This window comes from Seonamhaeicola sp. S2-3, assembly GCF_001971785.1.
Taxonomy (GTDB): domain Bacteria; phylum Bacteroidota; class Bacteroidia; order Flavobacteriales; family Flavobacteriaceae; genus Seonamhaeicola.
Genome location: NZ_CP019389.1, coordinates 3,239,597 through 3,264,918, shown reverse-complemented (window position 1 = coordinate 3,264,918; position 25,322 = coordinate 3,239,597). Strand labels below are relative to the sequence as shown.

General features: G+C 31.0%; 24 protein-coding genes. 17 read left to right on the top strand and 7 right to left on the bottom strand.

The window, feature by feature from the left end; all coding sequences use genetic code 11:
- Positions 1-527 precede the first annotated feature (527 nt).
- Together BWZ22_RS14235 and BWZ22_RS14230 are read right to left on the bottom strand one after the other, a co-directional pair.
- Positions 528-1,403, bottom strand: a complete 876-nt coding sequence (locus BWZ22_RS14235; protein WP_076701146.1) for a sterol desaturase family protein — start codon at positions 1,401-1,403, stop codon at positions 528-530.
- A 1-nt stretch (position 1,404) separates the two neighbouring features.
- Positions 1,405-3,324: a thiamine pyrophosphate-dependent enzyme gene (locus BWZ22_RS14230; protein WP_232225276.1), complete on the bottom strand. Its 1,920-nt coding sequence runs from the start codon at positions 3,322-3,324 to the stop codon at positions 1,405-1,407.
- 215 nt (positions 3,325-3,539) lie between these two features.
- On the opposite strand from BWZ22_RS14230, the gene BWZ22_RS14225 reads away from it, so the two are divergent.
- The 6 genes from BWZ22_RS14225 to BWZ22_RS14200 all read left to right on the top strand — a co-directional run bounded on the left by BWZ22_RS14225 (position 3,540) and on the right by BWZ22_RS14200 (position 8,716).
- Positions 3,540-4,490 (top strand): isopenicillin N synthase family oxygenase, encoded by a 951-nt coding sequence (locus BWZ22_RS14225; protein WP_076701141.1) that lies wholly within the window; start codon positions 3,540-3,542, stop codon positions 4,488-4,490.
- 73 nt (positions 4,491-4,563) lie between these two features.
- Positions 4,564-4,893, top strand: a complete 330-nt coding sequence (locus BWZ22_RS14220) for a translation initiation factor (RefSeq protein ID WP_076701138.1) — start codon at positions 4,564-4,566, stop codon at positions 4,891-4,893.
- 2 nt (positions 4,894-4,895) lie between these two features.
- Entirely contained in the window at positions 4,896-5,837 is a 942-nt protein-coding gene (locus BWZ22_RS14215; protein ID WP_076701135.1) for a DUF1835 domain-containing protein, read from the top strand.
- On the top strand, positions 5,827-6,696 hold the full coding sequence (locus BWZ22_RS14210; protein ID WP_076701133.1) for a nucleoside phosphorylase: 870 nt from the start codon (positions 5,827-5,829) through the stop codon (positions 6,694-6,696). The genes BWZ22_RS14215 and BWZ22_RS14210 overlap by 11 nt, the downstream gene beginning before the upstream one ends.
- A gap of 10 nt (positions 6,697-6,706) precedes the next feature.
- Positions 6,707-7,561: a substrate-binding domain-containing protein gene (locus BWZ22_RS14205; RefSeq protein WP_076701130.1), complete on the top strand. Its 855-nt coding sequence runs from the start codon at positions 6,707-6,709 to the stop codon at positions 7,559-7,561.
- 105 nt (positions 7,562-7,666) lie between these two features.
- Positions 7,667-8,716, top strand: coding sequence for a TlpA disulfide reductase family protein (locus BWZ22_RS14200; RefSeq protein WP_076701126.1), 1,050 nt, complete (start codon positions 7,667-7,669; stop codon positions 8,714-8,716).
- A 78-nt stretch (positions 8,717-8,794) separates the two neighbouring features.
- On the opposite strand, the gene BWZ22_RS14195 is transcribed toward BWZ22_RS14200, so the two are convergent.
- Positions 8,795-10,354 carry an NAD(P)H-hydrate dehydratase gene (locus BWZ22_RS14195; RefSeq protein WP_076701123.1) on the bottom strand — a complete coding sequence of 520 codons (1,560 nt, stop codon included), beginning with the start codon at positions 10,352-10,354 and terminating at the stop codon, positions 8,795-8,797.
- A gap of 343 nt (positions 10,355-10,697) precedes the next feature.
- Here BWZ22_RS14195 and thrA point away from each other — a divergent pair, with 343 nt between their 5' ends.
- The 11 genes from thrA (at position 10,698) to BWZ22_RS14135 (ending at position 21,925) form a co-directional block, all read left to right on the top strand.
- On the top strand, positions 10,698-13,142 hold the full coding sequence (gene thrA / locus BWZ22_RS14185) for a bifunctional aspartate kinase/homoserine dehydrogenase I (protein WP_076701117.1): 2,445 nt from the start codon (positions 10,698-10,700) through the stop codon (positions 13,140-13,142).
- A gap of 69 nt (positions 13,143-13,211) precedes the next feature.
- A complete protein-coding gene (locus BWZ22_RS14180; protein WP_076702532.1) occupies positions 13,212-14,135 on the top strand; it encodes a homoserine kinase in 924 nt (307 codons plus the stop codon).
- Between the two features lie 3 nt (positions 14,136-14,138).
- On the top strand, positions 14,139-15,431 hold the full coding sequence (gene thrC / locus BWZ22_RS14175) for a threonine synthase (protein WP_076701114.1): 1,293 nt from the start codon (positions 14,139-14,141) through the stop codon (positions 15,429-15,431).
- Positions 15,432-15,647: 216 nt separating this feature from the next.
- Positions 15,648-16,046: an MBL fold metallo-hydrolase gene (locus BWZ22_RS16520; protein WP_083692375.1), complete on the top strand. Its 399-nt coding sequence runs from the start codon at positions 15,648-15,650 to the stop codon at positions 16,044-16,046.
- Positions 16,047-16,544 carry an MBL fold metallo-hydrolase gene (locus BWZ22_RS16515; protein WP_083692373.1) on the top strand — a complete coding sequence of 166 codons (498 nt, stop codon included), beginning with the start codon at positions 16,047-16,049 and terminating at the stop codon, positions 16,542-16,544. It begins immediately after the preceding gene.
- Between the two features lie 341 nt (positions 16,545-16,885).
- Complete coding sequence (gene gcvT / locus BWZ22_RS14160) at positions 16,886-17,968, top strand: glycine cleavage system aminomethyltransferase GcvT (RefSeq protein WP_076701109.1); 1,083 nt, start codon at positions 16,886-16,888, stop codon at positions 17,966-17,968.
- Positions 17,968-18,882 (top strand): glutaminase, encoded by a 915-nt coding sequence (locus BWZ22_RS14155; RefSeq protein WP_076701106.1) that lies wholly within the window; start codon positions 17,968-17,970, stop codon positions 18,880-18,882. Before gcvT ends, BWZ22_RS14155 begins: the two co-directional genes overlap by 1 nt.
- 30 nt (positions 18,883-18,912) lie before the next feature.
- The gene (locus tag BWZ22_RS14150; RefSeq protein ID WP_076701104.1) at positions 18,913-19,740 is read left to right on the top strand and encodes a sugar nucleotide-binding protein; all 828 of its coding nucleotides are present in this window, start codon (positions 18,913-18,915) and stop codon (positions 19,738-19,740) included.
- 57 nt (positions 19,741-19,797) lie between these two features.
- The gene (locus BWZ22_RS14145; protein ID WP_076701101.1) at positions 19,798-20,088 is read left to right on the top strand and encodes a 4a-hydroxytetrahydrobiopterin dehydratase; all 291 of its coding nucleotides are present in this window, start codon (positions 19,798-19,800) and stop codon (positions 20,086-20,088) included.
- Between the two features lie 70 nt (positions 20,089-20,158).
- The gene (locus BWZ22_RS14140; RefSeq protein WP_076701098.1) at positions 20,159-20,905 is read left to right on the top strand and encodes a YebC/PmpR family DNA-binding transcriptional regulator; all 747 of its coding nucleotides are present in this window, start codon (positions 20,159-20,161) and stop codon (positions 20,903-20,905) included.
- Positions 20,906-20,926: 21 nt separating this feature from the next.
- The gene (locus tag BWZ22_RS14135; protein WP_076701097.1) at positions 20,927-21,925 is read left to right on the top strand and encodes a Gfo/Idh/MocA family protein; all 999 of its coding nucleotides are present in this window, start codon (positions 20,927-20,929) and stop codon (positions 21,923-21,925) included.
- 205 nt (positions 21,926-22,130) lie between these two features.
- On the opposite strand, the gene BWZ22_RS14130 is transcribed toward BWZ22_RS14135, so the two are convergent.
- The 4 genes from BWZ22_RS14130 to kdsB form a co-directional block, all read right to left on the bottom strand.
- Positions 22,131-22,679: a 1-acyl-sn-glycerol-3-phosphate acyltransferase gene (locus tag BWZ22_RS14130; RefSeq protein WP_076701094.1), complete on the bottom strand. Its 549-nt coding sequence runs from the start codon at positions 22,677-22,679 to the stop codon at positions 22,131-22,133.
- Between the two features lies 1 nt (position 22,680).
- Positions 22,681-23,763 carry an iron-containing alcohol dehydrogenase family protein gene (locus BWZ22_RS14125; RefSeq protein WP_076701092.1) on the bottom strand — a complete coding sequence of 361 codons (1,083 nt, stop codon included), beginning with the start codon at positions 23,761-23,763 and terminating at the stop codon, positions 22,681-22,683.
- A 105-nt stretch (positions 23,764-23,868) separates the two neighbouring features.
- Entirely contained in the window at positions 23,869-24,573 is a 705-nt protein-coding gene (locus BWZ22_RS14120) for an HAD family hydrolase (RefSeq protein ID WP_076701089.1), read from the bottom strand.
- Positions 24,564-25,292: a 3-deoxy-manno-octulosonate cytidylyltransferase gene (kdsB, locus tag BWZ22_RS14115; protein ID WP_076701086.1), complete on the bottom strand. Its 729-nt coding sequence runs from the start codon at positions 25,290-25,292 to the stop codon at positions 24,564-24,566. Before kdsB ends, BWZ22_RS14120 begins: the two co-directional genes overlap by 10 nt.
- Positions 25,293-25,322: the final 30 nt, after the last annotated feature.

Genomic DNA, 25,322 nt, shown 5'->3' with positions numbered 1-25,322 from the left:
ATTCATTTAACACAAAAACCATTCCTAAGCTTATTTTAAACGTCACTTCTACCCTGTTTATGCATGTAAAATTGTTAAAATCTGTTAAATTACTACTTTGTTATACATAGTACTGTAACAAATTTAATTCATGGTCGTCTACTTGGTATAATCAATAAAAAAACAAACAATTATGAGAACTTTAAACAACAATCAAATTTCAGGAACTTTAGGTAACACTAAAAGTAACCATTGGAACAGTAAAAGACGTTACAGATAAGTAGCGTCTTTAAAAAAAAACAATCAATTAATCAATCAAAATAAAATGCGAACAGTTATTAAGATATCAAACCATTTAAATAACCTTACTCAAGAAAACCTATTACCTTCCAGAAGATATATTAACTTTAAATATTCTAATGATACACTATGGAAAGGTTCTAAGCGATACGCGCACTAGTTTATAATTTATTTATAAGGATTTATTAAAGCCCCTTATAGAAGCGTAGCTCTTTTATACTTTCTGAAGCTGAAAAAAGGTAAAACACTTAGTCTTTTTTTCTAAAACCATAAAAAAGTTGTCCTAAAAAGCTTTTAGGCATCTTATAATCATCAGAATAGCCTAATTTAATTTTACCACTATTTTCTGGTACGTAGTTGGTTTTAAAAATGTAATCCCACAGGCTGAGACTAATTCCAAAATTTACACCATGTTTATGCGATTTAGGTAACGTGTAAGCATGGTGATATAAATGCATTACAGGATTATTAAAAATATACTTTAACGGACCATAAGTTAACTTTATGTTAGCATGGTTTAAATGCCCAATTGAAATAGCTACAAAGTGAATAATGAATGCCTGTTGGGGTTCAAAACCACCAATTAACATTACAGCAAATACTTTTAAAGGTTTGTATAAAACATTCTCCATCCAATGGTAACGTAAATGCGCCGCAAATCCCATTTCTTTTACAGAGTGGTGTACTTTATGAAACCGCCAAAGAAACTCAAACCTATGTAACATAACGTGGGTAAACCACTGCACAAAATCTAAGATTAAAAAGAAAATAAGTAACTCTAAAAAAACTGGTAAAGAAGCAAGGTCTATTAATTGAAAAGATGCCATTGTAAGGCCTATTTTGGAAAATAATATTTCTAAAATACCATAAACCCCACTTATAATAATAGTAAAAATGAAAAAGTTGAAAAACATATAAAACCCATCTAGCCAAAAATCTTTTCTAAAAATAGCTTGTTCCTCTCTCCAAGGAAATGCAATTTCAAGCAGCCATACAGCTATTGAAATAACAATTAAACCCCAAAAGAAATTATTGTACCAAGGCACATTAAAAATTATTGAATTCCATGTCCAATTCACAGAATTAAAAAATGCTTTTATAAAAGCTTCTAAATATATATTCATTTTAATATGCTAAAAGTAATTTTAACTCAGTTTCAAACCTATCTTTTGGTAGAAATTGATTTTCCAGAGCTTTTGCAAAAGGAACTGGTGTATCTAAACTAGCTACCCGTTTAACTGGTGCATCTAAAAACTCAAAACAATGCTCATTAATTAAAGCCGATATATCACTAGCTATTCCACCAAATAACGTATCTTCTTGCAAAATAATGACTTTTCCTGTTTTTTTAACGGAATTATAGATAGTTTCAGTATCTAAGGGCTTAAGCGTTCTTAAATCAATTACATCTGCTGAAATATTGGGATTTTTATCCAAAGTTTCTAAAGCCCAATGTATAGCTGCTCCAAAGGAAATAATGGTAATGTCATATCCTTCCTTCAAAAGAGAAGCTTTACCAAAAGGTAATGTGTAATAATCTGTTGGAACTTCCTGACGAATACTCCTATAAAGTGCTTTATGTTCAAAAAATAACACCGGATTAGGGTCATTAATAGCTGTTGCTAATAAGCCTTTTGCATCATAAGGAAATGCTGGATAAACCACTTTTAAACCAGGTGTTTTTGTAAACCAAGCTTCATTAGTTTGTGAATGAAACGGTCCTGCTCCAACATCTCCTCCACAAGGCATTCGTAAAACTACATCTGCGTTTTGAGACCATCTATAATAAGATTTTGCTAAATAATTCACCACCGGATTAAATCCAGAACTCACAAAGTCTGCAAACTGAAGTTCAACAACAGCTTTCATACCTGCAATAGATAAACCCATAGCTGTTTCAATTATAGCAGATTCGCAAATAGGCGTATTTCTTACTCTATCTTTACCAAATTGATTAACAAAACCTTCGGTAATTTTAAAAACACCGCCATATTCTGCAATATCTTGCCCCATAATTATTAAATCATTATGGCGCTCCATACTTTGTTTTAAACTTTCAGATATAGCATCAACAAATCTAACATTACAAGTTTTTAACTTATTATTAATCTCTTGATAATCAAATGGTTTAAATACATCATTCAACTCATTAGTTATATTAGGTATAATATCACCTTCATTTAAAGCAGTCTCTAAATGTTCATTGATTTCATTAGTAATTTCAGTTTTAAATTGTACTTCTAATGTTTCATTAATAACATCGGTTTCCTTTAAAAAATTCAGATAGTTTTCAATAGGATCTTTTTTGGTCCAAGTATCTAATAAATCTTCAGGCACATATTTTGTACCACTAGCCTCTTCGTGTCCACGCACTCTAAAAGTTTTAAATTCTATTAAAATTGGTCGTGGATTTTTACGAATACTTTCGGCTAATTCACATATAGATTTATAAACTTCAATAATATTATTACCATCAATAATATGAGATTCCATTCCATAACCCAAACCTCTATCAGCAATATCCTTACAATTATACTGTTGGCTAGTAGGTGTAGAAAGACCATAACCATTATTTTCAACACAAAACAATACAGGAAGTTGCCATACCGAGGCTATGTTTAAAGCTTCATGAAAATCGCCTTCGCTTGTACCTCCTTCGCCAGTAAATACAGCCGTAACCTGACTTTTATTTTTTAACTTACTAGCAAGTGCAATGCCATCAGCCACACCTAGTTGCGGACCCAAATGCGAAATCATACCTACAATTTTATACTGTTGAGTGCCAAAATGAAAAGACCTATCTCTACCTTTAGTAAACCCAAACACTTTTCCTTGCCATTGGGCAAATAACCTGTATAAAGGAATACCTCTAGTTGTAAAAACACCTAAATTTCTATGCATTGGCAAAATATATTCATCTTTATGCAACGCCATAGTAACACCAACCGAAATGGCTTCTTGACCAATTCCAGAAAACCATTTACTTATTTTACCTTGCCTAAGTAACACCAACATTTTTTCTTCAATTAGCCTTGGTTTTAGCATATTTTTATATAACTGTATTAATATTTTTTTATCAATATTATCAGTATGATATTCTAAAGCCCTAAAAGAAAAATTGTGGTTCATATTTAATTAAAGAGTAACTATCAAATATACCATAAAAAGTAAACTTAACTTAAAACGAAGCCTTAATTAATAGCTGTAAACTTTTCTATGTTTTTGTACATTTGTAAAACTCACTATTAAAATTATATAGCATGAATATTATTCCAAGTGTTAATTTAGAAGATTTTGTTTCTGGTGATGCCGTTAGAAAACAAAGCTTTGTAAATGCAATAGGAAAAGCCTATGAGGAAATAGGTTTTGTAGCTTTAAAGGGGCATTTTTTAGATGATGCTTTGGTTGAAAAATTATATGAAGAGGTTAAAAAATTTTTTGACTTACCATTAGAAACAAAACAGAAATATGAAATCCCTGGTATTGGTGGACAACGTGGTTATGTTTCATTTGGAAAAGAAAGTGCTAAAGGTAAAAAAGAAGGTGATTTAAAAGAGTTTTGGCATTTTGGGCAATACGTAGAAAACAATGAGAAACTAAAAAAAGAATACCCAGATAATGTTATTGTTGAAGAATTACCAGAGTTTAACAAGGTTGGTAAAGAGGCCTATAAAATGCTTGAAAAAACAGCAAAATACGTTTTAAGAGCTTTAGCATTACACCTTAAGTTAGAAGAAACCTATTTTGACGAATATATTTTTAACGGAAACTCTATTTTAAGACCCATTCATTACCCGCCTATAACCAAAGAGCCTAAAGAAGCTGTAAGAGCAGCAGCTCATGGAGACATTAATTTAATCACGCTTTTAATGGGCGCTCAAGGAAGAGGTTTACAGGTTCAAAATCATAAAGGTGAATGGATTGACGCCATAGCACAACCCGATGAATTAATGATTAATGTTGGTGATATGTTATCAAGACATACCAATAACAAATTAAAGTCTACTATTCACCGTGTTGTAAATCCGCCAAAAGAACTTTGGGGCACATCAAGATATTCTATTCCATTTTTTATGCACCCAATTAGCGATATGAAATTAGATGTTTTAGAAGGCTGTATTAATGAAAATAACCCAAAACAATTTGAAGACATTACTGCTGGCGAGTTTTTAACAGAGCGTTTAATTGAATTAGGCTTAATTAAAAAGTAAAAAGGATTGCAGTCTCTAATATCAAACAAAATAAACATCACTGCTTGCTTGCTTTAAAAATACTACCGAAAAAATGGATTTACAAGATCAACTTAAAAATTTATTTCCAGACCATGTTTCTGAAAACACTTCAGAAGATATTAATGAAAGTGACAACCTCTGGATTCAAGATGATCCAATTATTTGCAAATACGAAAAACGTAAAGGCAAACCCATTACTATTTTAGAAGGCTATACTGGTGCTACAGAAGATTTTAAACTATTAGCCAAAGATTTAAAAAAGCAATTAAGCGTTGGTGGTAGTTTTAAAGATGATAAAATTATTATTCAAGGAGATTACCGAGATAAAATAATGGATATTTTAAAAAACAAAGGGTTTAAAGTAAAACGTGTTGGTGGCTAAGCATGAAAAAAAGTCAACTGCATATTACTAACGGTAGTGTTTTAACTAATTACCTTAATGATTATGGCTACAAAGGAAATATTATCACATGGCATGAAATGCTTTGTGAAGGGCCAACTCATGTAAATATCTTATCTAAAGAGTTTTTTAAAGCTAGAACTAATTTTTTTAGCGCAACTTATAATGTATATTTAGATGTTGATGCTTTTAAAACTGAAATAAATAAACTAGATAATCTTGAAGATGTTTCTGAAATAATTCTTTGGTTTGAATACGATTTATTTTGCCATATTAACCTTATTGCAGTAATAAGTCTTATTAAGCAAAAGCATATTAACCTTCCGCTTTATTTGGTTTGCAGTGGTTTTGTTAAAGGTAGTAAAAACTTAAAAGCGTTATCAGAGTTAAATGCTGAACAATTAAAAAACCATTATAACAACAGGATTAGGTTAAGTGAAGATGATATTGAATTAGCCGAAACACTTTGGCAAATATACAATGGTAAAGATCATAATTTATTTAAACCCTTTATTGTTAAAAGTTCGTCGTTTGATTATTTAAGTAATTGTTTAAAAGCACACTTAGAACGATTTCCAGATAGTAAAAGTGGATTAAGTACCTTAGAGAAAAATATTCTAGGAATAATTAATAAAAACACCATTAAATCTAAGCACCACTTATTGGGTTATGCGCTTAACTATCAAGGGTTTTACGGGTTTAGCGATATGCAACTAGGTAGAATTATAGACCAGCTATCTATATTTTACCATGAAGATGAAAAAAGCATTAAACTAAACAGAAAAGGGTATGAAGCCTTGTTAGAGCAATATAATTTTTCTGCCGAAATAAATGATAAAACCATTTTTGGTGGTGTAAAAAAATTAGATTTCCAATTCAATGCAAAAGAAAATAAACTGGTAAAAACCATAATAAATGCCCATTAAAGAATCTGAACTCATTTTAAATCCAGACGGGAGTGTCTATCATTTAAACTTAAAACCCGAAAACATTGCTAACACTATCATTTTTGTTGGCGATCAAAACCGCGTAGATAAAATTTCAAAACATTTTGATTCCGTTGAGTTTAAAACTCAAAAACGTGAGTTCAAAACACATACAGGATATTATAAAGGCAAGCATATTTCTGTAATATCAACAGGTATTGGTCCAGATAATATAGATATTGTTTTAAATGAACTAGATGCGCTAGTTAATATTAATTTGGAAACTAGACAGCCAAAAGAGAAACTCACAAGTCTTGATATAATTAGAGTTGGTACTTCAGGTTCACTTCAAAAAGAAATTCCTGTAGATGCATTTGTTTTAAGTCAATACGGACTAGACTTAAACGGTATGCTACATTATTATCAAATAAATGACATAAAAAACCCCGATATTGAAGATGCCTTTATAAAACAAACTAATTGGGATAGCAATAAAGCAAAACCAATTGTAGTTAAAAATAGTAGCACTCTTGAAAAAAGACTGGAAAGTGATGAAACTCACAAAGGAATGACAGCTACTGCGGGTGGTTTTTATGGCCCGCAAGGGCGTGTACTAAGATTACCTGTTCATGACCCTGAGTTAAATCATAATATGGATACTTTTAACTACAACGGTCTCAAAATTACTAACCTTGAAATGGAAACTTCAGCCATTTTTGGTTTATCAAAATTATTGGGGCATCATGCTGTTTCTCTCAATGCTATAATTGCAAATAGAGCTACAGGTAATTTTAGTAAAAATCCATCTAAAGCAGTTGAAGAGCTCATTACTTATACACTAAACAAAATTGTAGAATAGATAAATTAATATGAAGAACGTAAATATAGGTGGTGTACCAGAACACTTCAATTTAGCTTGGTATTTAACCTTGAAAAATGGCGAATATAAAGACCAAGGTATTAACTTAAGGTGGCATGATTATTATGGAGGCACAGGTGCAATGTGTAAAGCATTAAGAGAAAAGGATATTGATATAGCCGTTATTCTTACCGAAGGTATCATAAAAGATATTATAGCAGGAAACCCTAGTAAAATAGTACAAACATTTGTTAAATCGCCATTAATATGGGGCATACACGTAGCTGCAAACTCAAAATATAATTCTATTGCAAGTTTAAAAGGAACCAAAGCAGCCATTAGTAGATATGGATCTGGTTCTCATTTAATGGCTTACATAAATGCCAAAAACAATAATTGGAATTTAGAAAAAGATTTAAATTTTGAAGTTATTAAAAACTTAGATGGTGCAGTTGAAGGTTTAAAAAACGGTACTGCCGATTATTTTATGTGGGAAAAATTCACCACAAAACCTTTAGTTGATAATGGCACCTTTAGAAGTGTAGGTGATTGCCCTACTCCATGGCCTTGTTTTGTAATTGCTGTTAGAGAAGATTTTATTGAAAACGAAAAAGACACTTTAAAAACTATTCTCAATATTATAAACAATACCACTAAAGACTTTAAACACATACCTAGTATAGATAAAACCATAGCTAACAGATATGAACAAAAACTAGAAGATGTTCAAGAATGGTTAGGCTTAACAGAATGGTCTCAAAACGTTATTGATGAAAAAACCGTAAATAAAATACAAAAAGAGTTATTATCTTTAAATATTATTCCAAAAACTGTAGAATACAACAAATTAGTTTTTAAATTATAAAAATCATCAATTTTGTTTTAACATAACCAAATGTTAATTATAAACAAAAATTGATGTTATAAGTACAATAAATAGTTATTTTTGGTAAAAATTAAAATTTTATTAATGAAAAATCTACTTTCAGTATTATTTGTGTTAGCGCTTGTTTCTTGTAAACAAGAACCTAAAGATTATGTAACATTATCTGGTAAAATAACAAATAAAAACAGTGACTCTTTAGTTGTAAGATCTAGAGATTACTCAAAAACAATTAAAGTTAATGAAGATGGCACTTTTAAAGATACCTTAAAAGTTAAAGCTGGAATTTTTAATCTTTTTGATGGTAAAGAGTCTACCAATTTATTTCTTGAAAATGATGCCAACATTAATTTAACTCTAGACACAAAAGAGTTTGATGAAACTATAACCTATACAGGAAAAGGTTCTGAAACTAGTAACTATTTAGCTAAAAAAGCACTTTTACAAGAAAAACTATTAACGCCTGATTTATTAGATTTAGAAGAAGAAACTTTTAAAGTAAAAGTAGCAGATGCCAAAAAAAGCTTTATTGAATTATTAGAAAGTTCAAAAAAAGTAGATTCTACAGTTTTTGCAAATGAAACAGCTAGTTTTAATAAATTAGAAGAAGGTCTTTTAAATGTATATAAGCAACAAAAAGCCATGGCTAATCAGTATGCAGATTTTGTTGGCAAGCCCTCTCCTACTTTTGAGAACTATCAAAATTATAAAGGTGGCACCACATCTTTAAGTGATTTAAAAGGAAAATATGTATATGTTGATATTTGGGCTACTTGGTGTGGACCATGCAAAAGAGAAATTCCATTTTTGCAAGAAATTGAAAAAAAGTATCATAACAAAAACATTGAGTTTGTAAGTATTTCTGTTGATAATGGTAGAGGATATAAAGGAGAAACTCCCGAAGCAAAAAAAGCAGCCTCTGTTGAGGGATGGAAAAAAATGATTGCTGAAAAAAATATGGGTGGTATTCAATTATTAGCTGATAAGGATTGGAAATCAGATTTTGTTCAAGGCTATCAAATAAGAGGTATTCCCAGATTTATTTTAATTGACCCTGATGGTAATGTGGTAGATGCCAATGCACCAAGACCATCAAGCCCAAAACTTATTGAACTTTTTGATAAGTTAAAAATCTAAAAAATTATTTTTCAAATATAAAAGCCTCTTTTAAGAGGCTTTTATATTTTATAAAGTGAAACTATTTACAGCAACCACTTATTGTTCCTTTTCTTCACTATTCGCTTCGGGTGCTTGTTGTTGCTCTGGTTGTTTAAATAAATCTATATAAGCTTCACCTAAATATTCAATAATATGGCTGGCTATTAAGCTTTCATACCCATAATCTCCAACAGCTATATCTGCCGATTTTCCATGTAAATACACTCCAAAAATAGATGCCACTAAAGGATTATATCCTTGTGAAATTAGTCCTGTTATTATTCCCATTAAAACATCGCCACTACCTGCGGTTGATAACCCTGGGTTCCCGGTAGTATTTATATAAAGTTTATCTTCTAAAACAGTAATAGTATTAGCACCTTTTATAACTACAATTGTCTTATACTTTTTTGAAAACGCTTTTACTTTTTCTAATTTATCAAAGTCGTTTTTCCAAGTTCCTATTAAACGCTCAAGTTCCTTGGGGTGTGGTGTTAAAACTGTATTTTCTGGTAATAATTTTAATAAATCCTTGTTTTTAGAAAGCATATTAATACCATCTGCATCAATTACTAAAGGCGCTTTGTTTTCTTTTAAAAATGTCTCAAAAGCTTTTGCTGTTTTTTCATTAGTTCCTGCTCCTATTCCAATGCCTACTACAGTTGGCTCTATTTCAAAGTTAATATTTGTAATTATTTCTTCATCAGCATCTGTAATTACCATAGCTTCAGGAAAAGCAGATTGCATAATATTGTATCCACATTTAGGAATAAAAACCGATACTAATCCCGCCCCAGCAGACAAGGTAGCTTTACTAGCCAATGTTACTGCGCCTATTTTACCGTAGCTTCCTCCAATTATTAAACTATGTCCAAATTGCCCTTTATGTGAAAATTTATTTCTAGGGATATAATTAGGTAAAACTTCAAACTTGCCTATAAGTTCAACATCTGTAACCGTAGTGTGGAGAAACTCTTGATCTAAACCAATGTCTAAAACTTGCCATTGTGCCGTATATTTTGCAGTTTCTGGTAAAAAGAATACTAATTTAGGAGAAGCAAAACTTAGCGTAAATCCTGCCCAAACAACATCGTCTTCATTTTCAGGAACTGCATCTGTTCTTAAACCAGAAGGAATATCAACCGAAAGTGTAAACGCCTTTGTGGTTCTAAAATGTTTAAAAAGGTTTTTAACCCAATCTACCACAGGACGATTTAATCCAATACCAAAAATGGCATCTACAATAATATCATCTGGATGAATTTGAGGAAAATCTTCTTCACTTGTCATTAAAATAGGCCATTCTTTAGTAACATTTTTAATTCTATCATAATTAATTAAAAAGTCTTTTGAACGCTTATCACTATAATTAACTACATAAGTTTTAACATTATATCCGTGCAAAATTAAATGCCTTGCCAGTACTAAACCATCTCCGCCATTATTTCCTATACCACAAAATACATGAATAGGTACTTGTGCTCCTTGCATGCGCGTGTGTATCCAATTAAAAATTTGGGTAGCTGCACGTTCCATTAAATCTGTTGAAGTTATGTTTTGCCGTTCAGCGGTTAATTTATCGCCTTCATAAATCTGTTCTCTAGAGAATATTTTCATTAATTGTTAAATTATTGATTTTCTAATTGTTTTATAAATACGTTGAATTTCTTAAAAGAATATGGATTCTATTTAAGAATTTTACAAAAAAAAAGTTTTAGTTTTTTTATTAGGTTAAATGTAATACTTTTGGGTTGTATTATCATAGCATCTATGAATCATTTAGACCAAAATATAAGATTTACTTTCGCTTCTTTTACCAAAGGAACAACTTCTTTTATTGGTAATACTACAACAACTACCCTTTGGGGTTGTTAATTATATATACTTCAGGCTATATTTGTGGTTTTAATAATAATCACAATTCAAAAAAATATTTTTTCAATTATCAATTCATTAAACAATGAAAGTTTTAAAATTTGGAGGAACATCTGTAGGTTCTTCAAAAAACATAAATAACGTTATAAATATTTTAGAAGATTATTCTAAAAACGATTCTGTAATATGTGTAGTTTCTGCAGTTGGAGGCATTACAGATAAATTACTTTTAGCAGGGAAACTGGCTCAAAATAAAGATTCTGAATACTCTAAAGTTTTCACAACAATAAAAGACATTCATTTAAGCATAATAAATGAACTAATACCAAACAATAACAGCAATGTTATAGCTTTTGTTGAGGAAAATTTAAAGGCGTTAAAAAGTTTATTAGAAGGTATTTATTTAATTAATGAATTATCGCCTAAAACATCTGATAAGTTAGTAAGTTATGGAGAGTTGTTATCCTCTTTCATTATTGCTGAAACTATGAAAAGTAAAGGCTTATCGGCAGAACGTAAAAATTCTCAAGAGCTTATTATAACCAATTCTAATTTTACAAAAGCAGAAGTAAACTATAGCATTACTAATAAAAATATTCAAGATTATTTTAAATCTGCTTCACAAAAAATCACTATTTTACCTGGTTTTGTAGCAAATTCAACACTTGGAGAACAAACTACTTTAGGGCGTGGTGGCTCTGATTTTACTGCTGCTATTGTTGCTGCTGCTTTAAAAGTTAAACAGTTAGAGATTTGGACAGATGTAAGTGGTATGTTTACTACCAACCCTAAAATTGTTAAACATGCTTATCCTATAGAAGAGATTTCTTACCAAGAAGCTATGGAGTTATCGCATTTTGGTGCAAAAGTGCTATACCCACCTACTGTACAGCCCGTATTAGATTTAGAAATACCAATTTTCATTAAAAACACTTTAGATCCTAAAGCAGCTGGTACTAAAATTTCAAATGACGCTATAAACTCTAACAAACCTGTAAAGGGCATTAGCAACATTGGTAATATTGCATTATTAACTCTTGAAGGTAGTGGAATGATAGGTATTCCAGGGTTTTCAAAACGATTATTTGAAACGCTTTCTCAAGAAAAAATCAATATTATTTTAATAACTCAAGCATCTTCAGAACACTCTATTTGTTTAGGGGTTGAAGCAAAAGATGCGCAAATTGCTAAAAAAGCTATTGATACTGCTTTTGAAAATGAAATAGCTCTCCATAAAATTGAACCTATTATAATTGAAGACAAACTATCAATTGTAGCGCTTGTTGGAGATAACATGAAAAATCACCAAGGTATTAGCGGCAAATTATTTAGTGCTTTAGGTAAAAATAACGTAAATGTTAGAGCCATTGCACAGGGCGCTTCAGAAAAAAACATTTCGGTTGTTATTGCAGAAAACGATGTGAAAAAGGCTTTAAATGTATTACATGAACAATTCTTTGAGTCTAAAACCAAACAACTTAATGTATTTATTACAGGCGTTGGAAATGTAGGAGAACGTTTAGTTGAACAAATTAAGCAACAACGCAAATACTTAAAAGAAAACCTTAAAATAAACTTAAGAGTTATAGGCTTATCAAACTCCAGAAAAATGGTTTTTGATGAACATGGTTTAAATTTAAATGTATGGAAAGAGCTTTTAGCTAATGGAGAACAAGCATCTTTGCAAGGCTTCTTTGAAAAAACTAAAGCTTTTAATTTACGCAATAGCATATTTGTTGATGTTACTGCAAACAAAGATGTTGCAGACCTTTACGCACAATATTTAAGAGAAAGTATTTCTATTGTAGCTTGTAATAAAATAGCGTGTTCAAGTGATTTTGCTAATTACAAAGAATTAAAACGTTTATCTCTTAAATACAATGCACCTTTCTTATTTGAAACTAACGTTGGCGCAGGTTTACCTGTAATAGACACTTTAAATAATCTTGTGGCTTCTGGAGATAAAATTAAGTCTATTCAAGCTGTATTAAGTGGGAGTTTAAACTTTGTGTTCAATAATTTTAACGACACTACTAAATTCTACGATATTGTAAAACAAGCTGCAGCAGAAGGCTACACAGAACCAGACCCAAGAATAGATTTAAGTGGTGTAGATGTAGCAAGAAAGATATTAATTTTAGCAAGAGAAAGTGGTGTTGAAATGAATTTAGAAGATATCAAAAATGAATCTTTCCTTTCTGAAGCTGGATTAAAAAGTGATACGGTTGACGATTTCTATCAAACTTTAATTGATGATGAAGATCACTACCAAAGTTTGTACGCTTCTGCCAAAGCAAACAATTGCCAACTTAAATACGTAGCAAAATTTGATAATGGTAACGCTAGTGTAAGCTTACAAGAAATTCCTGTAGGACACCCGTTTTATAATTTAGAAGGAAGCGATAATATTGTAATGTTTTACACAGAACGCTACCCTAAACAACCTATGATTATTAAAGGTGCAGGTGCTGGAGCAGATGTAACAGCCTCTGGATTATTTGCAGATATCATAAGATTAGGAAGCGAATAAAACATGGAGTTACATAAAGAAAGTTCTTGTTTTTGCTCTAGTGCAGCCGAGAACTATTTAATAGAAAAGATGAACGAAATAAAAATATTTTCACCAGCTACAGTTGCAAATGTTTCTTGCGGGTTTGATGTTATGGGCTTTTGTTTAGACAGCATTGGTGATGAAATGGTAATAAGAAAAGTAGAAAAGAAAGGTATTCATATTACCAAAATAGAAGGTTTTGACTTGCCTTATGAAGCTGAAAAAAATGTTTCAGGAGTGTCCGCTTTAGCAATGTATAATGCTATAAATGTAGATTTTGGTTTTGAAATTGAAATCTACAAAAAAATAAAACCAGGCAGTGGTATTGGTAGTAGTGCTGCTAGTGCCGTTGGTAGTGTATTTGGAATGAATGAACTTTTGGGCAGACCTTTTAATAAAACACAATTAACAGAATTTGCTATTAAAGGAGAAGCTTTAGCCAGTAAATGTGAACATGCCGATAATTTGGCTCCTGCCATGTTTGGTGGTTTTGCTTTAGTAAAAAGTGTGTCTCCTTTAGAAATATTAGAAATTCCAGCTCCAAAAGATTTGTATGCAACTATCATTCATCCTCAAATTGAAATTAAAACATCCGAATCTAGAGCACTTTTACCTAAAGAAGTTGCTTTACAAGATGCCATTACACAATGGGCTAATTTTGGAAGTTTAATTCATGGGTTACATACAAATAATTATCAAGTAATTAAAAACGCTTTACATGATGTTATTGTAGAACCACATAGAAGTAAGCTAATTCCATGCTTTGCAGAAGTAAAAGAAGCAGCTATAAAAGCTGGGGCTTTGGGCTCTGGAATCTCTGGTTCTGGACCTTCAATTTTTTCTTTAAGTAAAGGAAAGGAAATTGCTTTAAATGTGAAAGATGCAATTAACAAAATATATTCTAAAACAGGTATTGATTACGATATACATGTTTCAAAAATAAACAGTAACGGAATTAAAATTTTGGATTAAAAAATGAATTATTACTCTTTAAATAAACAAGCTCCAGATTCTACTTTTGAAAATGCAGTTATAAAAGGATTAGCACCAGATAAAGGTCTGTACTTCCCAGAAAGCATTACACCGTTAAGTCAAGATTTTTTTAAGAACATAGATAATTTATCTAATACAGAAATTGCTTTTGAAGCTATAAAACAATTTGTTTATCCAGAAATTCCTGAAGATGTTTTAAAAACTATTGTTGAAGAAACTTTGTCGTTTGATTTTCCGGTGGTTCAATTAAATGATAGTATTTCTACTTTAGAATTATTTCATGGTCCAACAATGGCATTTAAAGATGTTGGCGCACGATTTATGGCACGTTGTTTAGGCTATTTTAATAAAGATAATAACAATGAAGTTACTGTTTTAGTAGCCACGTCTGGAGATACTGGTGGCGCCGTAGCTAACGGTTTCCTTGGAGTAAAAGGTGTTAATGTAGTTATTCTTTACCCTAGCGGAAAAGTTAGTGATATTCAAGAAAAACAACTAACTACCTTAGGTCAAAATATTAAAGCGTTAGAAGTTAATGGCACTTTTGATGATTGTCAAGCCATGGTTAAAACGGCTTTTTTAGACGAAGAATTAACTAGTAATATGCAGTTAACTTCGGCAAACTCAATAAATGTAGCTAGATGGTTGCCACAACTATTCTATTTTATGTTTGCCTTCAAACAACTTCATAAAAAATATAACAACATTGTATTCTCTGTGCCTAGTGGGAATTTTGGTAATATTTGTGCAGGTATGATGGCACAACAGTTAGGATTACCAATAAAACATTTTGTTGCTTCTAATAACGTTAATAATGTGGTAACACGTTATTTACAATCACAGTTATATGAGCCAAAACCATCTATTCAAACCATTAGTAATGCTATGGATGTAGGAGCACCTAGTAACTTTATCCGCATCCAAGAAATTTATAAAAATAAGTTTGATAATTTAAAAACAAACCTTTCTTCATATAGCTTCACAGATGATGAAACCAAAGAAGCTATGTTAGAAATGTACAATAAATACAACTATGTGGCAGACCCACATGGAGCTGTGGGATATTTAGGTAGTAAAGCATATTTAAAAGAAAACCCTAATGCGCATTGCGTATTTTTAGAAACGGCACACCCTACTAAGTTTTTAGATGTAGTTGAAGAAGTTATCAAAGTGGAACAACCATTACCAAAACAGATTCAAGCAGTTATGGGGAAAGAAAAGGAATCTACAATTATTAGTACTTACAATGATTTAAAAAGGTTTTTGTTAAGTTAATAGTACCGCAAAAAACATTAAAAAAGCCATACTTTTTGTTTTTATAAAACTTGAATTTACACAACGTTTTTAGTTTATTATAACTAAATTTTTGATGTAAAAACACCTGTACTAAACTTAGTTTAGCACTTAATCACGCATCAAATTTAATACATTTTTTATATAATCAATTAAACTTTTAAGATAATCAAGTGTCGTATAAAGAAATTATAACATATGAAAGTATACGTAATCTTAATATTATTTTTTTTAAACACTCAGTTATTCTCTCAAAATAATAATGAGTATTTAACAGCAACTATAATTGGCTCTGGATCACCAAAATTTAATACAGAACGCTCTGGCCCTTCAGTATTAATATCCTATAAAAACACTCATATTTTAGTAGATATGGGTAATGGAACACAAGCTAATTTGAATAAAGCAGGTATAAAAATTAAAAATATTGATGGATTGCTTTTTACACATCATCACTTAGACCACAATGAGGAGTTTGCCCCTATTTTTATAAAATCACTTCTTGGTGGTAATCAAATAATTATTGCTGGACCAGAACAAACCACATCTATAGTCGATAATATTCTTGAAATCTATAAAGAAGATATTACATACTGATTGTCAAGAACTAGAAGAAATACAAATAATGTCACTTCAAATTTTACTGCAAAAAATTTAAAAGGAAACACCTCCTTCTATATTGGTGATATTAAAATTACGTGTACTCCTGTAAAACACACCATTGCTACACTAGCCTATCGTTTTGATGTTGGTAATGAATCTATAGTAATTTCGGGAGATTTAACCTACTCAGAATCTTTACCAGTTTTAGCTAAAAATGCAGATTATTTAATAATGGACTCTGGTGGAGCTATTAGATTAGGAGCTAAAAAGATTAACAATAGAAATAAAAACATCCGCAAAACAAAACAAAAAGCCCACGTTAATCTAGCAGAAAGCTCACAAATGGCTAAAGAAGCTAATGTTAAAAATTTAGTTTTAACACACTTCAATTTTACCAATGTAGATGAAAATGCTACAAGTGCAGAGATAAGAAAGAATTATTCTGGAACAATTATATATGGCAAAGATTTAATGGTTTTACCTTTTAAATAAATATAACTACAAAACAGGACACAAATTTAAAACTTAGCTATCCAATTGTTGATACAGGGGTTAAAGACTACTATTTTAATACAACAAAATTACCCAATCCCTCCCCTTGTTGGAGAATCATTTTACAGACAAAAAACTAACTACAAAGTAAATCAACCCTCTTACACTAATAATGGTGACGGCACTATAACAGATAATGTTACAGGTTTATGTGGTAACAAGGTATAGGTAAAAGTTACTAAAACTTTATCGCATTTAAATCTTTACAGCTTTAGCTTAACCTTTATCTGTATTTTTTCAATAAATTTGCTTCGCTTAAAAAATAATTAATAGCAATTTTTATGAAAAATACAGCCTTAACTGAAACACACAAAGCTCTAGGTGCTAAAATGGTGCCTTTTGCAGGATTTAATATGCCTGTACAATACGAAGGCGTAAATATTGAACACGAAACCGTTAGAAACGCTGTTGGTGTGTTTGATGTATCTCATATGGGCGAGTTTTTAATTGAAGGCGAAACTGCCTTAGATTTGATTCAAAAAGTAAGTAGTAATGATGCTAGTAAGCTAACCATTGGTAAAGCCCAATATAGTTGTATGCCAAATGAAACGGGTGGTATAGTTGATGATTTAATTATTTATAGGATAAAAGAAAACACCTATTTACTGGTTGTTAATGCTAGTAATATTGATAAAGATTGGAATTGGATTGCCTCTAAAAACAACGTTGGTGCTACCATGAGAAATTTAAGTGATGACTATTCATTACTTGCTATTCAAGGTCCAAAAGCAGTTGAAGCTATGCAGAACTTAACAAGTCATGATTTATCTGCTATTAAATTCTATAATTTCATAGTTGGTGACTTTGCAGGTATTGAAAATGTTATTATTTCGGCTACAGGTTATACAGGCAGTGGTGGTTTTGAAATTTATTGTAAAAACACTGAGGTTAAACAAATTTGGGATAAAGTTTTTGAAGCAGGAGCTAATTATGGTATTAAACCAATTGGACTAGCTGCCCGAGATACTTTACGTTTAGAAATGGGCTATTGCCTTTATGGAAATGATATTGATGATACCACCTCTCCTATTGAAGCTGGTTTAGGCTGGATTACCAAATTCACCAAAGCATTTACAAATTCTGAAGCTTTAGAAGATGAAAAACGGCGTGGGCCAGAACGAAAACTGGTTGCCTTTGAATTAGATGAACGTGGTATCCCTAGAAATGGATATGATATTGTTGATGGCAACGGTAATAAAATAGGTAATGTTACATCTGGCACCATGTCTCCTAGTCTTAGTAAAGGCATAGGTTTAGGTTATGTACCCGTAGTGTTTTCTGAAATAGGCAGTAAAATTAATATTCAAATTCGAAAAAAAACTATTCCTGCAACGGTAGTAAAACTGCCATTTTATAAAAGCTAATGCCAGATTTTCAATCTATATTACGCACCATTTATAATAGTGCTACTAATCAAATTGAAAAAGGAACAGTAGCTACCTATATTCCAGAATTAGCAAAAATTGATATCAACAATTTTGGTATTTGCTTAAAAATAGTTGACGGAGAAAGTTTAGGTGTTGGTAATTTTAACACACCATTTTCAATTCAAAGTATCTCTAAAGTTTTGGCCTTAGCAAAGGCTATGGAATTGGTTAGAGAATCTATATGGAAACGTATTGATGTAGAACCTTCGGGTCACCCATTTAATCAACTAGCACTTCTTGAAGTTGAAAATGGCGTTCCTAGAAATCCGTTTATAAATTCTGGCGCCATTGTTATTGCAGATATATTGCTTTCAAATTTAAAAAATCCTAAAACCGATTTTTTAAATTTTGTTAGAGACTTATGTGGCGTAGATGATATAAATTATAACGCATCTGTGGCACTTTCAGAAAAACAGACAGGTTTTAAAAATTATGCGGCAGCCAATCTTTTAAAATCATTCAACAATCTTGAAAATGATGTAGAAGATGTTTTAGATTTTTATTTCCATCAATGTTCTTTAGAAATGACATGTAGTCAACTATCAAACGCTTTCTACTTTTTAGCCAATGATGGGTACTGCTTAAAAAATAAACTCCGCTTAACACGTTCTCAAGTAAAACGTATAAATGCTTTAATGCTAACTTGTGGGTTTTATGATGAAGCTGGCGAATTTGCTTTTGAAGTTGGTTTACCAGGAAAAAGTGGTGTTGGTGGCGGTATTGTTGCCTTATTGCCAAAGAATTTTATTATAACCACTTGGGCTCCAGGTTTAAATAAAAAAGGAAATTCACTATTAGGTATGACCGCTTTAGAGCAATTTACAACCAATACTAAACTTTCTATTTTTTAGTTTTAATATTCAAAAATTTATTGATTGTTAATGAAGAATGAAAAGCACAGAATATTAATACTTGGAGCTAGCGGATTTTTAGGAAATGCTATTTATAAAGAACTCTGCGCCTATTTCAACACCTACGGAACTTACCACACACCCAATAAACAATACGAAAAAAACCACCACTTTTTTGAATATAATTTTGAAGAAGATGATATTTATGAAATTTTAAATATTGTTAAACCAACCGTTATAGTTTCTGCACTTAGAGGTGATTTTTCTAAACAAGTTCTACTGCATGAGCATTTAATAGAATATGTGCGTTCTAAAAAAACAAAACTTATATTTTTATCATCAGCCAATGTTTTTGATGCTTATAGTAAATATCCAAGCTATGAAGAAGATAAAACATTAAGCAATAGTGTTTATGGGCATTTTAAAATAAAAATAGAAAACATGTTGCTTCGTTTGCCTAAAAAACAAATGGCCATTTTAAGATTACCAATGGTTTTTGGCGTACAATCTCCTAGGTTACAAGAAATTATTAAAAATATAAAAGAAAAAGAACCTGTAGAAGTTTTTCCAAACTTAGTAATGAATGTTACTAATGATGATAAACTTACACAACAAATACATTATATAATTAATAGAAATAAATCAGGAATTTTCCACTTAGGAAGCACAGATTTGGTGCATCATGATGATTTTATTAAAGAAATGGTAGAAACCCTTTGTCTGCCAAACGCTATTTACAAACACGTTTACACAACAAATGATGAGCGTTACTTAGCTGTTTTACCTAAAACAAACACACTACCAAAGCATTTAAAAATTGTAAGTGCAGATATTATAGAAGAGTTAAAAATAAATTGATTTAAAGCATATTATTCATTAATTTTAATTGCTTATTAATCCTTAATTATTATCATAATGAGTAAATTGTCAGAACAGGATATTGAAAAAAAATTGTTACATTTTCCAGATTGGGACTATTTTGATAACGCAATTCATGCCGAATTTGAATTTGAAAATTTTAAAGACTGCTTTAGTGCTATGAGCAGAATTGCTTTTGAATGTGAAGCACAAAACCATCACCCTAACTGGAGCAATGTATATAACGTGCTAACCATATCACTTTCTACACATGATGCTGGAGGTGTAACAAATAAAGATTTCAAATTAGCCGAAGCTATTGAAACTATTGTAGAACCGGTAGAATAATTTATTTTTGTCAAAATAAAAATTAACACAGTAATTTCGCTTACGCGGAAATAAAAAATACAAATTAATTATGGGAAGAGCTTTTGAGTTTAGAAAAGCAAGAAAATTAAAACGTTGGTCAGCAATGAGTAAAGCCTTTACTCGTATTGGTAAAGATATAGTAATGGCAGTAAAAGAAGGTGGTCCAGACCCCAGTAGTAATTCCCGCTTAAGAGCCGTTATACAGAATGCCAAATCTGTAAACATGCCTAAAGACAATATTGAGCGTGCTATAAAACGAGCTACAGATAAAAGCCAAGGCGATTATAAGGAAGTAATTTTTGAAGGTTATGCTCCTCACGGAATAGCTGTTTTAGTAGAAACTGCTACCGATAACAATACCCGTACCGTAGCCAATGTTCGTAGCTATTTTAATAAATGTGATGGTAGCTTAGGAACTTCGGGCTCTGTAGTTTTTATGTTTGATCACACTTGTAATTTTAAAATAAAAGGCGATAATTTAGATTTAGAGGAATTAGAACTTGAGCTAATAGATTTTGGTGTTGAAGAAATTTTTGAAGATACCGATGAAGATGCCGATGGTAATGAAGTTACTAGCGTAATGGTTTACGCGCCTTTTGAAAGTTTTGGCAAAATTCAATCATACTTAGAAGAAAATAATATTGAAATACTTTCATCTGGATTTGAGCGTATACCACAAGTAACTAAACAGCTTAATGCTGAACAAGCTGCAGATGTAGAAAAGCTTTTAGAAAAGCTAGAAGAAGATGATGATGTACAAAATGTATATCATACCATGCAAGAACTTACAGATTAAACATAAGTCAATTTAAAATATATGAACCCCAACGTAAAGTCAGTTACAAAAACAATTAAATGGGGAATTATAGGTTGTGGTAATGTTACCGAGGTTAAAAGTGGCCCTCCATATCAACAAACTAATGGGTTTGAATTAGTGGCAGTAATGAGGCGTAATGAAGAAAAAGCCAAAGATTACGCTAAAAGGCATCAAGTAAAAAAATACTACACCAATGCCAATGATTTAATTAATGATGATGAAATTAATGCTGTTTATATTGCCACCCCGCCAGATAGCCATAAAGAATATGCCCTAAAAGTGGCAAATGCTGGTAAAATTTGTTGTATTGAAAAACCAATGACTTCAAATTACCAAGATAGTTTAGCTATATATAAAACCTTTAAAGAAAAAAACATTCCACTTTTTGTAGCTTATTACAGGCGTTCATTACCTAGATTTCTAAAAGTAAAAGAATGGTTAGATGCTAATTTTATTGGTGAAATTAGACATATTAGTTGGATTCAAACCAAACCTGCTAGTGAGCTAGACAAATCTAAAGCATATAATTGGAGAACAGACTCTAAAATAGCTCCTGGTGGTTATTTTGATGATTTAGCTAGTCATGGTTTAGATTTATTCAATTTTTTACTAGGCAACATTAAAGATGCTTATGGCTTTAGCGCTAATCAGCAAAATTTATATAGTGCCAAAGATGCTTTTACTGCTAGCTGGATTCATGAAAACGGCATTACTGGCTCTGGAACATGGAATTTTGGTGCCTCTAACCATTTAGACTCAGTTACAATTTTTGGAAGCACAGGAAAAATTGAATTTGCAGTGTTTCATGAAACCCCCATTGTTTTAACTAGCCAATCTAAAAATGAAACCGTTTTTATTGAAAACCCAAAACATATTCAACATCCGCATGTTGAAGGTATGAGAGATGAGCTTGTTTTTAACAACTTTAAACACCCTTCAACAGGTGAAACTGCCTTACATGCTAATTGGGTAATGGATAAAATTTTAGGTAATCTATAATTCTTTTAAAGGTACAATCCTAAAAATTAATTATTGTAGACAATCTTAAAAATAAAAGCTATTTCTTTTGAAATAGCTTTTTGCTTTAAGTGTATTAGTTGATGTTTCTTTTTAGTGACAATAAATTGTTTACTTTATGTTTCATTTACTAGCACATCTACATATTTTCAAATTCTATGCCAAAAATTAAATTACTAAAATAGTATTAAGAATATTCGGGTATTTTCCCTTTTACGTTCTTAAAAAAATTACGAATAAACTTAAAATCTGCTTCGGTATCATTAGTTGGATAAAATGGTTCTGAAATTTTATTTTGCTTATTTTCAAAATCTAACGTAAACATTATTATTGGTACTTGTGCTTCTTTAGCAATATAATAAAATCCCGTTCTCCATTTTTCAACTTTTTCTCTTGTTCCTTCAGGAGACATGGCTAACCTAAACTCTTCTTTTTTCTTAAATATATTTGCTATTTCTTGAACTTGATTTTTATTTGAAGATCTGTTAACTGGTGCGCCACCAAGTGCTCTAAAAAACCATCCAAAAGGAAAAGCGAACAAACTTTTTTTACCAACAAAATTTGTTTTTACTCCTAAAACAGAGCGCAAAAGAACGCCTATATAGAAATCATGCCAACTAGTGTGGGGAGCAGCTATAATAACTGCTTTTTTAATTTGGTCTTTAGAAAGTGTTGTATTTCCAACAACTTTCCAACCAAGAATTTTATAGTAGATAAATTTAGCTAACCATTGCATATTACATTTTTTGGTATAGCTCTTTTAGCTTTTTTCTTGTAATTTTTTTCTGCCAATTTTTTCCTAAAGCATTTTCCCATAGCGGCACAAGGTCTAATGCTATATCTATCATTGTATCTAATTGGTCATCACTTAAATCGGCACAAATACCTTTAGGTAAAGAAATATTGTGTTTAATTTTCATTTCCTTAAAAAGTTTCACGCCTTCGGGATAAAACTCTTCTAAGTGGTCAAAAACAATACAATTACCAATGCCGTGTTTGGTACCTAATAGATAAGATAGACCATAACTCATAGCATGAGCTACCCCTACTTGAGAGTATGCAATACTCATACCTCCATGCCATGAAGCCATCATGAGTTTTTCTTGAATTTCAGTTTTTGACAATTCATCACTTAAAAATACTTCTTTACATAATGTTAAAGCAATATCTCCGTAACTCTGGCTAAAGGCGTTTAAATATGTTCCGTTTAATGATTCTATGCAATGAATGTAACAATCCATTCCTGTATAAAACCATTGGTCTGTGGGAACATTTTTTGTAAGTTCTGAATCTAAAACAACCTGATCAAACGGTGTGAAATCAGAATTAATTCCTAGCTTTTTACTTGGTCCTGTTAACACAGTAGTTCTAGAAACTTCGGCTCCTGTACCAGAAATAGTTGGAATACCTACGTGATAAACGGCAGGGTTTTTAACTAAATCCCAACCTTGATAATCTTTAGCTTCACCTTCATTGGTTAGCATTATGGCTACTGCTTTAGCCAAATCCAAAAGGGTACCGCCTCCTATGCCTATAATTCCAGAAGGTCTTTCTTTTGTGTTTAAAATAATTTCTTCAACCAAATCATCAACTTGTTCTGTTTTTGGTTCTTCATTTGCCGATATATAAAGAATTTTATCTTCATAAGATAATGGTATTCTTGAAGTTAACCATGTATCTGCCTTAAAAACATCATCTACTAAAAATATAAATGGAGCATTTATACTTAAGCGTTTTGGGGCTAAAATATCGCTTAACTGATTGAAACTACCTCTGCCAAAAATAACTCTTGGCACCATGGGAAAGTTTTTATAACTCATTTATTGTTGTTTTCTTTTTCAAAATGTAAAAATAAAACTATTTTAATTTTTACTGGTTGTAATACTGTTGAAATTTCTTCAGAATATATATTTATATTCTATGTTTTAATTTAATATTTTCAATAATTCTCTTAGAGAGCTTATAGTTTTATAGGATTTTCCGTTAGTTTCATTTTCACTAACTTCTTCATGTGCCCAAGTGGTATGAAAAGGAACATGTATGGCGTGGGCTTTTAAATTTACTATAGGTAATACATCAGATTTTAGAGAATTCCCTATCATTAAAAATTCTGAAGGTTGTACGTCTAAATGATTTAATAATTTAGAGTAATTGGCTTCTTTTTTATCGCTTAATACTTCAATGTGATGAAAATAGCTTGTTAATCCAGATTTTTCTAGTTTTCGTTCTTGATCCAATAAATCGCCTTTAGTAGCCAAAATTAAACGGTATTTTTTTGATAGCTCTTTTAACACATCTTCTACCCCATCTAACAATTCTACTGGCTTATTAAGCATATTTTTACCTATGTTTAATATTTTTTCTATGGTTTTATTTGAAACATTGTTGTTTGAAATTTCTAAAGCAGATTCTACCATTGACAAAACAAAGGCTTTAACACCATAACCATAAAGGTTTAGATTATTCATTTCCATTTTAAATAATTCTTGGTCTATTTTGTTAGGTGTTTCATATTCTAAAAGTAACTTACAAAATGCCTCTTCTGCCTCTCTAAAGTAGGTTTCGTTTACCCAAAGTGTATCATCGGCATCAAAGCCGATAACTTTTATGTTTTTATAATTTATTTCCATGCTTTTTTTGCGCGTTCTAAATCTTCAGGAGTATCAATTTCTATGCCTTGTACATTGGTTTCTACCATTTTTATTCTTTTTCCGTATTCTAAATACCTTAGTTGTTCTAATTTTTCTGAGGCTTCAAGCGTTAGCATGGGGAGTTTATAAAAATCCATTAACGCTTCTTTTCTAAAGGCATAAACCCCTTTATGTTTATAGTACTTAACATTTACATGCTTGTCTCTTGGGTATGGAATTGGACTTCGGGAAAAGTATAATGCAAAATCAAAAGTATCTATAATAACTTTTACAGTGTTAGGATTATTTATTTCGTCTTCATCTGTAATATGTACCATTAAAGAAGCTAAGTCAATTACCTTATCATCATCATTTTTAAAAACATTAATTAATTTAGATAGAGATTCTTTATCAGTAAAAGGTTCGTCTCCTTGCACATTAATAACAATATCAACATCCATATCTTCTACAGCTTCGGCTATTCTATCGCTACCAGAGTTATGTTCTTTTTTACTTTTTATGGCTTTACCACCATTATTAACAATTTCGTTATAAATAACATCACTATCGGTCACTACAAAAACATCATCAAATAAGTTAGTGCCAACCGTTGCTTGATAGGTTCTTAAAATAACAGACTTTCCGTTAAGGTCTTGCATGAGTTTTCCTGGAAATCTGGTTGCACTGTAACGTGCTGGAATCATTGAAATTATTCTCATAAGCTAATTAATCTACATGGCTTCAAAAAT

Excerpts from the sequence above, each read along its gene's own strand:
- BWZ22_RS14130 (WP_076701094.1), bottom strand. The coding sequence starts at position 22,679 with ATGCAATGGTTAGCTAAATTTATCTACTATAAAATTCTTGGTTGGAAA.
- BWZ22_RS14155 (WP_076701106.1), top strand. The coding sequence starts at position 17,968 with ATGCCAGATTTTCAATCTATATTACGCACCATTTATAATAGTGCTACT.
- BWZ22_RS14140 (WP_076701098.1), top strand. The coding sequence starts at position 20,159 with ATGGGAAGAGCTTTTGAGTTTAGAAAAGCAAGAAAATTAAAACGTTGG.
- BWZ22_RS14235 (WP_076701146.1), bottom strand. The coding sequence starts at position 1,403 with ATGAATATATATTTAGAAGCTTTTATAAAAGCATTTTTTAATTCTGTG.
- BWZ22_RS16520 (WP_083692375.1), top strand. The coding sequence starts at position 15,648 with ATGAAAGTATACGTAATCTTAATATTATTTTTTTTAAACACTCAGTTA.
- BWZ22_RS14125 (WP_076701092.1), bottom strand. The coding sequence starts at position 23,763 with ATGAGTTATAAAAACTTTCCCATGGTGCCAAGAGTTATTTTTGGCAGA.
- BWZ22_RS14215 (WP_076701135.1), top strand. The coding sequence starts at position 4,896 with ATGAAAAAAAGTCAACTGCATATTACTAACGGTAGTGTTTTAACTAAT.
- thrA (WP_076701117.1), top strand. The coding sequence starts at position 10,698 with ATGAAAGTTTTAAAATTTGGAGGAACATCTGTAGGTTCTTCAAAAAAC.
- BWZ22_RS14200 (WP_076701126.1), top strand. The coding sequence starts at position 7,667 with ATGAAAAATCTACTTTCAGTATTATTTGTGTTAGCGCTTGTTTCTTGT.
- BWZ22_RS14220 (WP_076701138.1), top strand. The coding sequence starts at position 4,564 with ATGGATTTACAAGATCAACTTAAAAATTTATTTCCAGACCATGTTTCT.
- BWZ22_RS14195 (WP_076701123.1), bottom strand. The coding sequence starts at position 10,354 with ATGAAAATATTCTCTAGAGAACAGATTTATGAAGGCGATAAATTAACC.
- BWZ22_RS14120 (WP_076701089.1), bottom strand. The coding sequence starts at position 24,573 with ATGGAAATAAATTATAAAAACATAAAAGTTATCGGCTTTGATGCCGAT.
- BWZ22_RS14150 (WP_076701104.1), top strand. The coding sequence starts at position 18,913 with ATGAAGAATGAAAAGCACAGAATATTAATACTTGGAGCTAGCGGATTT.
- gcvT (WP_076701109.1), top strand. The coding sequence starts at position 16,886 with ATGAAAAATACAGCCTTAACTGAAACACACAAAGCTCTAGGTGCTAAA.
- BWZ22_RS14225 (WP_076701141.1), top strand. The coding sequence starts at position 3,540 with ATGAATATTATTCCAAGTGTTAATTTAGAAGATTTTGTTTCTGGTGAT.
- BWZ22_RS14230 (WP_232225276.1), bottom strand. The coding sequence starts at position 3,324 with ATGCTAAAACCAAGGCTAATTGAAGAAAAAATGTTGGTGTTACTTAGG.
- BWZ22_RS14205 (WP_076701130.1), top strand. The coding sequence starts at position 6,707 with ATGAAGAACGTAAATATAGGTGGTGTACCAGAACACTTCAATTTAGCT.
- kdsB (WP_076701086.1), bottom strand. The coding sequence starts at position 25,292 with ATGAGAATAATTTCAATGATTCCAGCACGTTACAGTGCAACCAGATTT.
- BWZ22_RS14210 (WP_076701133.1), top strand. The coding sequence starts at position 5,827 with ATGCCCATTAAAGAATCTGAACTCATTTTAAATCCAGACGGGAGTGTC.
- BWZ22_RS14135 (WP_076701097.1), top strand. The coding sequence starts at position 20,927 with ATGAACCCCAACGTAAAGTCAGTTACAAAAACAATTAAATGGGGAATT.
- BWZ22_RS14145 (WP_076701101.1), top strand. The coding sequence starts at position 19,798 with ATGAGTAAATTGTCAGAACAGGATATTGAAAAAAAATTGTTACATTTT.
- thrC (WP_076701114.1), top strand. The coding sequence starts at position 14,139 with ATGAATTATTACTCTTTAAATAAACAAGCTCCAGATTCTACTTTTGAA.
- BWZ22_RS14180 (WP_076702532.1), top strand. The coding sequence starts at position 13,212 with ATGAACGAAATAAAAATATTTTCACCAGCTACAGTTGCAAATGTTTCT.